Annotated in this window: 11 protein-coding genes; 10 read left to right on the top strand and 1 reads right to left on the bottom strand. The window is 41.9% G+C overall.

Translation table 11 applies throughout. The features are described from left to right. Positions 1–165 precede the first annotated feature (165 nt). From V7K40_RS33630 to V7K40_RS33585, 10 genes are all read left to right on the top strand, one after another. Positions 166–828, top strand: a complete 663-nt coding sequence (locus tag V7K40_RS33630; RefSeq protein WP_334967194.1) for a class I SAM-dependent methyltransferase — start codon at positions 166–168, stop codon at positions 826–828. A gap of 297 nt (positions 829–1,125) precedes the next feature. Continuing rightward, positions 1,126–1,311: a hypothetical protein gene (locus V7K40_RS33625; protein ID WP_334967193.1), complete on the top strand. Its 186-nt coding sequence runs from the start codon at positions 1,126–1,128 to the stop codon at positions 1,309–1,311. Positions 1,312–1,332: 21 nt separating this feature from the next. Beyond that, on the top strand, positions 1,333–2,571 hold the full coding sequence (locus V7K40_RS33620) for an acyl-CoA dehydrogenase family protein (protein WP_334967192.1): 1,239 nt from the start codon (positions 1,333–1,335) through the stop codon (positions 2,569–2,571). A gap of 102 nt (positions 2,572–2,673) precedes the next feature. Next, positions 2,674–3,864 (top strand): LLM class flavin-dependent oxidoreductase, encoded by a 1,191-nt coding sequence (locus V7K40_RS33615; RefSeq protein ID WP_334967191.1) that lies wholly within the window; start codon positions 2,674–2,676, stop codon positions 3,862–3,864. Positions 3,865–3,988: 124 nt separating this feature from the next. Further along, the gene (locus tag V7K40_RS33610) at positions 3,989–4,645 is read left to right on the top strand and encodes a methionine ABC transporter permease (RefSeq protein ID WP_334967190.1); all 657 of its coding nucleotides are present in this window, start codon (positions 3,989–3,991) and stop codon (positions 4,643–4,645) included. A gap of 168 nt (positions 4,646–4,813) precedes the next feature. Further along, complete coding sequence (locus V7K40_RS33605; RefSeq protein WP_334967189.1) at positions 4,814–5,620, top strand: MetQ/NlpA family ABC transporter substrate-binding protein; 807 nt, start codon at positions 4,814–4,816, stop codon at positions 5,618–5,620. 277 nt (positions 5,621–5,897) lie between these two features. After that, the gene (locus tag V7K40_RS33600; protein ID WP_334967188.1) at positions 5,898–6,971 is read left to right on the top strand and encodes an aliphatic sulfonate ABC transporter substrate-binding protein; all 1,074 of its coding nucleotides are present in this window, start codon (positions 5,898–5,900) and stop codon (positions 6,969–6,971) included. Between the two features lie 5 nt (positions 6,972–6,976). Continuing rightward, positions 6,977–8,038 carry an ABC transporter substrate-binding protein gene (locus V7K40_RS33595; RefSeq protein WP_334967187.1) on the top strand — a complete coding sequence of 354 codons (1,062 nt, stop codon included), beginning with the start codon at positions 6,977–6,979 and terminating at the stop codon, positions 8,036–8,038. A 61-nt stretch (positions 8,039–8,099) separates the two neighbouring features. Beyond that, positions 8,100–8,327 carry a hypothetical protein gene (locus V7K40_RS33590; RefSeq protein WP_334967186.1) on the top strand — a complete coding sequence of 76 codons (228 nt, stop codon included), beginning with the start codon at positions 8,100–8,102 and terminating at the stop codon, positions 8,325–8,327. A gap of 137 nt (positions 8,328–8,464) precedes the next feature. Further along, positions 8,465–9,736 (top strand): MFS transporter, encoded by a 1,272-nt coding sequence (locus V7K40_RS33585; protein ID WP_334967185.1) that lies wholly within the window; start codon positions 8,465–8,467, stop codon positions 9,734–9,736. Positions 9,737–9,966: 230 nt separating this feature from the next. Here V7K40_RS33585 and V7K40_RS33580 read toward each other — a convergent pair whose 3' ends face one another. Next, positions 9,967–10,095 (bottom strand): hypothetical protein, encoded by a 129-nt coding sequence (locus tag V7K40_RS33580; protein ID WP_334967184.1) that lies wholly within the window; start codon positions 10,093–10,095, stop codon positions 9,967–9,969. Positions 10,096–10,441: the final 346 nt, after the last annotated feature.

Genomic DNA, 10,441 nt, shown 5'->3' with positions numbered 1-10,441 from the left:
AGTGAAATTTGTTGCCCAAATTTTTGGAGTAGTCGTATAACTTGTTCTGATTTATACAGAGCTTTTGTCTTTTGCAAGTTTTTGCAACACAACCGTTCGACCAGGATATCCAGAAGCGCTTTTTGACGATGTGGTGTCTCTCTCAGAAATCACTCCAGACGAAGGATATTAGAGATTGGTTGTAGTACTGGTCAGGCAACTGTGCGCTTTGCCCATCGGGGTTATTGTATACTCTGCATTGAGTTGGGTGACAATCTTGCTACCGTTGCCCAAAAAAATCTGGCTGCTTATCCGCAAGTAGAAGTGCGTAACATCGCTTTTGAGGATTGGGTGACCCAAGAAAATGTTTTTGATTTAGTGATTTCGGCGACTGCTTTCCATTGGCTTGACCCAAGTATTGCTTACAAAAAAACTGCTCAAGCCCTCACATTTGAAGGAGCGATCGCGCTATTTTGGAATGAACACGTACATAGTGATGCTAGTAATGGCTTCTTTGAGGAGGTACAAGAGCTATATCGCCGTTTAGCTCCTGAGTTAGTTAAGGATGACAAGCCTCTTCCTCGTAAGCATGAAGTCCCTGGTAAAACGGACGAGATTCAGCAAACAGGTTTGTTTGGTGAAGTAGTCTATCGCTCTTATCAATGGGATGCAACATACAACAGTGCAAGTTATCTCAACCTCTTAAATACTTACTCCGGTCATCTAAATTTAGATCGCATTACAAGGACACGTTTTTTCCATGCGATCACTGAATTAATTAATACTAAATTCAATGGTCAAATTACTAAAGGTTACTTAACTACTTTATACGTAGCTCACCTATTGTAATCTTATCTAAACATTTTGCAGATTATGATTAAATAATTACGTTTTGTAAAGAAACTGTCACCCCAACACAAATAACCCGTTGTGTATGGGGTTTTAAACTCTTTTAAGTAGAATAAAGATTGTTCTTGAAGAGGTTCACAAATTAGGCAAGCGGCTGCGTTATCGTTGGGCTTACTCTGTAGAAGCTTTTTGCTTTCAACTTTGAGCCTTTCCCGCAAAAAGACGTTAAAACAGATTGACAACTTGGGGAAAATTTGGGAGTATCAAACTACGGTAATTCGGTAGGTTTTTAGTACTTTGCAAAACTTAAATATATCTAAAACCTTTACAGAGGAATGGTTTTTGTTGAGTGCAGTCGATGGCTTGAATATGTTACCAGATGTAATCGCCTCAAGGCTGGAAACATTCTTCAACTTTGCAGTGCTATCACCTCACCCAGAACTAGCAATTGCCTCACCACTCACCAACATAGATTTTCCATAATATATTCGGAGATAAAAACTGATGATTAAGAGTCCAGAGAAGCTTACAGATACGACAATTCAGTTTTCGGCTCCTGTAAGAGCAAACTCGCCGGAACTCCAGCAGCTTTTTGATTTTATTGCTCTGGGAGCAAGTGAGCGCGATCGCGATCGCATCCTTCCTTATAATGTAGTTGAATTGATCCGGCGTTCCAGGTTGGGTGCATTGCGAATCCCCGTCGCTGAAGGTGGTGGTGGTAGCAGCGCACGCGAACTATTTGAGGTCGTGATTCGGCTGGGGGATGCTGATCCAAATGTCGCTCACATTATGCGGAATCATTTCTCTGTAACGGAGCGAATTTTGCGTTCTGAGCGCACCCAAAGAAATCGTCGCTGGCTCAAAGCCGTCGTCGATGGCGCGATTATTGGACTTGCTTCGACCGAACTAGAAGCTAAACGATCAGGTGGTCGCCAAGTCGTGAATACAAAATTAACACCTGATGGCGACGGTTATCGTCTGAATGGAACCAAATATTACAGCACTGGCAGCCTTTACGCAGACTTGATTTTCGTGCGTGTGTTAACACTAGATGGCTCTACAGCGTATATACTCATTCCTACTAACCGCGAGGGTGTTGAACTGGTGGACGACTGGGACGGCTTCGGACAAAGACTCACAGGTACGGGAACGACTACCTTCACGAATGTCCGTGTAGAGGCTGAAGAAGTAATTTTTGAGACAGACACAGACAAAGACGACCTGCCCTACAACATTGTCCCGCAATTATTCCTGACTGCCATCAACGCCGGTATTATTCGCAGCGTTCTGCGTGATGCTACAGCCCTCATCCGTAACAGACCCCGGACTTTCTACCATGCTGTATCCGAGCAAGCCTCAGAAGACCCAATCTTGCAACAGACTGTCGGGCAGATTGCCGCCAATGCCTTTGCGGCCGAAGCGATCGTCTTGGCGGCAGCTGATGGTCTTGATCGCCTCCCTGCTGCCCAAGCTGAGGGTGAAGAGGCAGAGACGGCTACAGCACTAGCAACTTCTCTGAGTGCATCCAAAGCCAAATTGATTGTTGATGATCTAGCATTACGTTCAGCCACCTTGTTGTTTGAAGTGGGTGGGGCTTCTACAACAAAGAAAAGCTCCAACTTTGATCGTCATTGGCGCAATGCCCGTACCTTATCCTCACATAACCCAAATCACTTTAAGGCTCGTGCGATCAGGGACTACGAGATCAACGGTACACCATTGCCGCAACGGGGATTCTTCTAATTTTGTTCAGATCCCTGACCTCTAATATGCGGGAAACCACTTTATGAGTATTTATTCAGAAGTCGGGGATCTTATAGCCAACCGAAACCGTTGAGAGGAACTATGAGTGCAATTGATACTACTTTTTTGAGAGCAAGTAAAGAGGCGCTCGCCTCTCCAACAGACTATCCCCAAAGCCCATTATCCCAAGCTCTCCGGCAGCCAGTACTGTTAGGGCTATTCTTACCGATTCATCACGGTGGTTGGAGTTCTTCTAGCCTACCGCGTACTACAGACTGGTCATTTGATTACAATGCCAAACTTACCCAAAAGGCTGAGGAGCTAGGTTTTGACCTGGTTTTTGGCTATTCTACATGGCAGCCGAAGGGCGGACAAGGGCCAACTCGCACAGAAGCAGGCTTAGATGCCTTCATTGCCACTGCCTCCCTTGCTGCCATTACCTCACGCATTCTATTAATCTCAACAATTCACGTCCTCTACGGGCCTTGGCATCCCATCCATCTGGCTAAATTTGGTGCGACACTTGACCACATTTCTAAAGGTCGCTGGGGAATTAATGTTGTCACCGGACACAGGGCTTATGAACATGAACTGTTCGGCTGGAGCCAAATCGAACATGATCGCCGCTATGAACTTGCTGATGAATTTGTCACCGTCCTCAAACGACTTTGGTCGGAAACAGAGAATTTTTCTTACAAAAGTCAGAGTTATTGGCAGTTTAAGGATGCCTACATCAGCCCCCGACCGCTTTATGGTCGTCCCATCCTAGTTAACGCCACTGGCTCGGATGCTGGCATCGAGTTTGCGAGTCGCCATTCAGATATCGTATTTATCACCAGTCCGGGTGGCGGTGACATAGAAAGCGCCTTGTCGTCGTTACCCGCCCATACAGCCCGTGTCAAACAATCAGCGATCGCTAATGGTAGACAAGTCCGCACTCTCCTAAATCCGCTTATTGTCGTGCGTGAAACTGAAAAAGAGGCAGAAGAATATGCTCAGGCGATAATCGGCATGGTCGATTATCAGTCAATTGCTGGACGTTCAGGCGTCAGCAGCGATGCACACGCCTGGAGGGGGCATCAAAAGGGAAATCTGCGTCATGGTGTTGGCAGTGCGATCGGCGGTAATGTGCAGTTAATCGGTTCACCCGAACAAATCACCGAGCAAATTTTGCAACTCAATAAAGCTGGTGTCGATGGTTTCCAGCTTGCCTTCTATGATTTTGAGCCGGATCTCGATTTCTTCGGTAAACGCGTTTTACCACTACTGAAACAGGCAGGACTTAGACTCTAAGTTCTCCAACCCAGCTAATACCAATTCTCTAAAATCGGGCAACACATTCAAAATTTGACCTTCTTAATTACGAATTACGAATTGGTATTCCGCCCTGTTTTCAACTTTGCGAGGTGCATCAATAATGCAAGGACAAGAATTACTACAAAGCTTGTTGCTAGCCACTAATGAAACTTTTTACATGGTGGGTATATCTACTTTGGTTGCAATAGTATTAGGCTTACCTTTGGGCTTGTTGCTAGTGATGACAGGCCCCGGAAACTTGCTAGATTTTCCGCAAGTGCATAAAGTGCTGGGTGCGATCGTCAATACTGAACGCTCATTTCCTTTTATTATTCTGCTTGTCGTTTTAACACCACTAACACGCCTAATTGTCGGCACTTCCATCGGTAGCACAGCCGCTTTAGTTCCCCTAACTCTTGCCGCCATACCATTTTTTGGTCGCATCGCTGAAACTAGCATTTTAGAAGTTGACAAGGGATTAATAGAAGCTGCCCAAGCAATGGGGTGCAATTATTGGCAAATCGTTCTCAAAATATTGATTCCCGAAGCTTTGCCTTCACTGATATTAGGTATGACGATTCTAATAGTGAGTTTACTTAACTCTTCCGCGATGGCTGGGGCTATGGGTGGAGGTGGATTAGGTAATTTGGCAATTCAATACGGCTACCAACGCTTCGATGTAGGGGTGATGTTTTCTACCATTGTGGTTTTGATTGCACTAGTACAAATTATTCAATTTATAGCTGATTTAATTGCACAGCGTATGAGAAAACGCTGAACGAAAGCAAAGAGGCAGGGGAGCAGAGAGACAAATATAATTCTTGACTTTTAACTCTTATACAGACGCGATTAATCGCGTCTGTGCATTCATCATTTACAATTTACACTAATTACAAATATTATGAATAGACGCAGATTTTTCTTAACAGCTTTAAGTTCCCTGACTGTGTCTTCAATCTTTGCTAGTTGTAGACAACAATCTCCTAAAAACTCTACTAATAATAATACGCAAACAATTAGCCAAAAAGAGCAAAAAGAAGTAATTAAAGTTGGGGTGACTGGTATACTCTCTCAGGGTATTTTGAAATTTGTGAATAACAATATAGCAACAAAAGAAGGCTTAGAGATTCAAGTTGTTACCTTTAATGACTGGATACAACCCAACACAGCTTTGAGAGATCAGGTCATTGATGCTAATTTCTTTCAGCACAGACCTTTCATGAATAATGCTATGAAAGAACTAAATCTAAATTTAGTAGCATTGAATACAGTTTATTTAAACACACTTGGTATTTTCTCTAATAAGTTAAAATCAGTAAGTGAAATTCCCCAAAATGCAACTGTGACAATTGCAAATGATGTCATCAATAACGACCGAGGATTACGGTTGTTAGCAACTAACGGTTTAATTAAATTAAAAGAAAATACTAAACAATTCGTGACCCAAAGAGATATTGCTGCTAACCCGAAAAACTTGCAAATCAAAGAAGTAGAAGGTGTACAAGTTGTTCGAGCTATCAATGATGTATACTTCATTGTATCTTCTGCTCAAACTGTTGCGCTTGCAGGGATAGAACCTAATTCTATGGGTGAAGAAATAGCTAAGGACAAGAAATACGCTTTGGCATTAGTTACATTACAAGGTCAAGAAAACGAACCAAAGATTCAAAAGTTAAACAAACTGCTTGTTCATCCAAATGTCAAGGATTTTATTAACAAAGAATACAAAGGAAGGATTATACCAGTTTTTTAGAGATTATCACTCAAATAGAAGATTTTTTGATATTTGTGTCTATGGTTTTTTTACAGTTTATTTTCTCACTACTTGAGTGTAGGTTTACCTAGAAATACCTGGACTTAATTCTCATAGTCAAAGGTAAAGAAATATTGATTAGATTTGAACAGCCTATCAAAAAATGATATCTTATTTATCAATACTACGGTAAATCAATCAATTTAGTGTATTTTACTCCTTATCATCATAGATATGGCTGCTTAAACTCCTAAAAATTGATATCAAGGAGTCAATTGTGGTGAATTATTTAAAAGAACACCGCTTTCAGTACAAACAAAAATGTTCTGCCAGTATAATCTTTGCGATTGCAACATCTTTTCTTGGTTTGATAGCTTCTAGTTGCAGTCAACAAACAGCTATCAAAGTCGCAGTTAACTCAGATTCCTCTTCAAAAACTCTCACTACTAAAACTACAGAGAAAAACAATGTGATTCGCTTGGGCTACCAAAAAGGTGGGATTATTCCCCTTGCACGTCAACGGGGTGAGCTAGAGCGTCAGTTAGTAACGCAAAATATTAAAGTTGAATGGAGTGGGCCATTTGACCGTTGCGCTACGCTTTTAAGTTCTCTCAATGGTAATCGAGCGGATATTGGCGGCTGTGGTGATATTCCTTCCATCTCTGGAATTGCTGCTGGACAACCTCTTTGTATTGGTTCTGTACAGCGTCCTAGTCCAGATTCTTTAGGTAATGCCATTTTAGTTCGTGGTGATTCTCCCATTCGTAAACCGACTGATTTAGTAGGTAAAAAAGTTGCTGTTAATCAAGGTGGTGCAGGCGAATATCTGTTATTAAAAGTTTTGGAAAAAGAAAATATTCCTAAAGAAAAAGTCCAGCGAGTTTACTTATCACCGAATGACGCTGCACCTGCTCTATATCAAGGTTCTGTTGATGCGTGGGCAGTTTGGGAGCCTTATATTTCCATTGCGGAATTAGAGCATAAGGTGCGAAGAATCACCACTACACACCCTGCTCCTACTTACGGCATTATGGTTGTTCGTAGTGATGCAGCTAAAGAAAATCCTGTAGCGGTGAAAGCTGCCCTCACTGCTTTGAGTGAAGATGGTAAATGGTTAAATCAACATACTAATGCTGCATCAGATTTTCTAGTTAAAGAGCTAAAAGTCTCTGATACTGTAGCCAAGCAAGTGACTAAAAATCGAGGCCCAGAGTCTTACGTATTTCCTAATGCTAAAGATATCGCCAATCTTCAGAAAACAGCTGATTGGTTACTAGAGCAAAAAATTATTCCGCAACGAGTAGATATTACAACGGCAGTGTGTCCGTTAGAAACTACTGCTATTAGGTAGTAAAAATGACAAAAATATACCCAATTAAAAATAACGTGTCTACCAATTTGCAGCAGAATTTTTTCTTCTCTCTGGGTTGCTTGTTAGCTTTAGCAACAACAGCTTGCTCAGAGGTTAAGTCTACCAGTCCAACAACGATCGCTGCTAATCATAGTCCATCCCAAATCGCAGTATCGAATACAACTCAATTGCATGTTGCTAAATATAAAGGTGGCTGGGACTTAAATTTAAAGTTAGCTGGACTAGATAATTTCCCTTATCAAACTCAATTTACTGAGTTTACTGGGGGGAATTTGATGGTACAGTCAATCAATGCTGGTGCGATTGACTTGGCCTCTGCTAGTGAAATTCCGCCGATTTTTGCGATTGAATCGAAAGCATCTGTAAAAATTATTGCCACTCTCAAAGGGCCGACGGTTGGTCAAGTTGTACTCGTACCTAAGGACTCGACTGCCAAAATGATCGCTGACATCAAAGGTAAGAAAGTAGGTTACGTGAAAGCTACAACTGCCCACTACTTCCTGATTAAAATGTTGGAAAAAGTTGGGCTGACAATGAAGGATATCAATGCAATTCCTTTATCGATACCTGATGGGCTTTCGGCTTTTCGTAAAGGACAGCTTGATGCTTGGGCTACCTACGGTTATTCCATCCCCCAAGCCGAAAAAGAAGGGGCGCGGGTGCTGGAATCTGCAAAAGATATTTTGAGTGGTAACTTTGTGATTATTGCTTCACCCAATGCGATCGCTGATCCGCAAAAGAAAGTAGCGATCGCTGATTTTCTCTGTCGTTTGCAGAAATCTCAAACTTGGCGGGAATCTAATCTCAAGCAATGGTCGAAGAATTATGCAACTACCATTGATGTTGATCAAGGTATTGTTTATCAAGATGCCAAGCAAGGACAACAACAGCGTCGTCAGGAATTACTTCCTATTTCTGACGCAGCTATTGCTTCTCAGCAAAAGGTTGCTGATACCTTTTTTCAAGCGGGTGTAATTCCCACAAAAGTTAATGTGAAACAACTTTGGGACAGCAGTTTTAACGAAGATATCGCCAAATGCCAATAATTGCAGCAATAAGTAAAAAACTAAATGTCAAAATTACCTTATTTTTAATAAAGGTAAAAGTATGTTTCATGGAATAGAAAGAGAATTATTAAATGGAGTACCTTGGTTATTTGGGCAACAGTCTCAATTACCACATCATCTCCAATTAACAGATCAACAAGAAGATGAGATCCGTGATGTTTGGGAATTCCCACCACAAGAATCTGCTGATCGTGAGCGTGTTCTTAAGCAGGAGATAAAACGGTTTGGGATTTTTAGCAAACTAAAAAGTTTTTCTTTAAAGGCGTAGGCGTAGCCTGCCGCAGGCATCGCCTGAATCAGCAAGCTTGCTACAAAACCAGACGCGATTGCAATTACCCTATAATTATTAGTTAAACTAAATATTAGTTAATCTAAGATTTAGTAGAATATAATAGAATTGCCCTAATGAAAATTTGGAATAGGCAACTAGGCGATCGCGTAAGTAATATCATTTACCAATATTTACCCGCCTTTCGCTGGCGTAATTTTCGCCTGTTTTTTGGGGGACAGTTACTATCTATGTCTGGGACATTTATGACCCAGCAGTTAACTATTCCTTGGCTGGTATACGATTTAACTAAATCGGCTTGGTTGTTGGGAGTTGCAGGCTTTGTACAATTTTTACCTACGTTATTAGTGATTCCGTTTTCGGGCGTATTGTCTGATCGCTGGAGTCGTCGTGATTTGTTAATCCTGGTGCAGATATTGGGAATTAGCGTTTCCTTGGCATTAACGATTCTTACCTTTAGGAATTCGATGACGTTTCCCATCCTATTGGTACTGAGTGTTCTCAATGGTTTTCTCAAGGGATTAGATATGCCCGTGCGTCATACAATCGTCACCGAAACCGTAGATGATCGCGCTGATTGGAGTAATGCGATCGCCTTGAATTCAGTGATGTTAAGTTCCTCTCTGGTATTGGGACCGGCTATGGGTGGGATTTTGATTGCGACGCTAGGGGTGAAATATTGTTTTCTCTACGATACCCTCAGCTATATCCCTGCCATCTTTACCTTGTTAACGATGCGGCTGAAAGTCAGATCCATGCAAACTCTTACGAGCCTTAGCGATACTTTGCAGAAATTGCGAGAGGGCTTTGAATATGTCTCCAAATTCCAGCCCATTAGAGCAATTTTATTAATACTGGCGTTACAAGGTTTAGTCGGGATGTCTCATGTCGCGCTCATGCCCGTCTTCGCGGCTAAGATTTTAAATGGGGATGCAACTACGATGGCTCACCTCAGCACCTCAGCGCCCATTGGCTCGTTGTTTGCTTGTTTGTATCTGAGTGTTAGACGAGGGATTGCGGGCTTAGAGCGTTTGATTGTAGTCGCTCAAGTCTTGATTGGGATAAGTTTGATTTCCTTCTCACTATCGCGTCAAGTTGGATTATCCATAATCATACTGGCGTTTACAGGCTGCTTTTCCATCCTCCTGATTACCAGTAGTAATATGATTATCCAAATCCTAGTTGCCGAGGATAAGCGCGGACGGGTGATGAGTTTTTATGCTCTAGCAATGGTGGGTATGATGCCCTTTGGGAATCTATTAGCTGGAACTTTGGCACATAATTTTGGTGCGACTAATGCCTTGATTGTTTGTGGCAGTCTAAATATCTTAGGTGCACTATGGTTCTCTGCACAATTGCCAGCAGTGAGCCGTTGGATTGATCGCTAAACAAGTTGGTTCTCTTTGGAAAAGTGCAATTAAGGAGGGAGCGATGGTAATACTTTTGGGTTAATAACTGTCATAACTATGATTAATTGAATATATGAAATGAACTGTCATCTTAGATCAACTAACAGTGCTGTAAGGACGCTCCCTGCTTTCCTGCGGTATTTATCATGATCTCATAAAATCGCATTGCTTCCTATCTAATCAGGAATGCTCCAAGCTATACTTTGGATTTAGTTTTCTTGATTTTCTAGCAATTTTCTCACAGTATCTTCAACTCGCCATTGGGCTGCGATTTCGGTGGACAAAGTAGCACCTTGCGCTTGGAGCCCTGTTAAAACCTCTTCTTCAGTCGAATTCATGCCTATTGAGAATAAATTTAGCGTAGGCGTAGCCCGTCGCAGACATCGCATTGGGTCTTGGAAAGTAAATCAAACGATAAATGCTGATTTTTTCGTTACTTCTTAACCTATCCAATGAGAAATTCAAGGGCATAGTGACTCGGCCGCTCATTGCTAACATCGCCATGATGATCTGGTTCATTCGTATGCAATATTGGAGATATGCTCAATCGCATGACACAAGGACTGTATTGCTTAACACCCCACCGCGTTCATACCAAGTTGCAGTCAGATGTAGTAGGGTATTAGAGGGGATAACCAAAGTAAAAATAAAATCCTGTGGGTGCATATGGCTCAAGTGACGCAA

The organism is Nostoc sp. (genome assembly GCF_036917195.1).
In the GTDB taxonomy this organism is placed as follows: Bacteria; Cyanobacteriota; Cyanobacteriia; order Cyanobacteriales; family Nostocaceae; genus Nostoc.
Note: the sequence above shows the minus strand (reverse complement) of the source record. Positions and strands in the feature narration are given on the sequence as shown.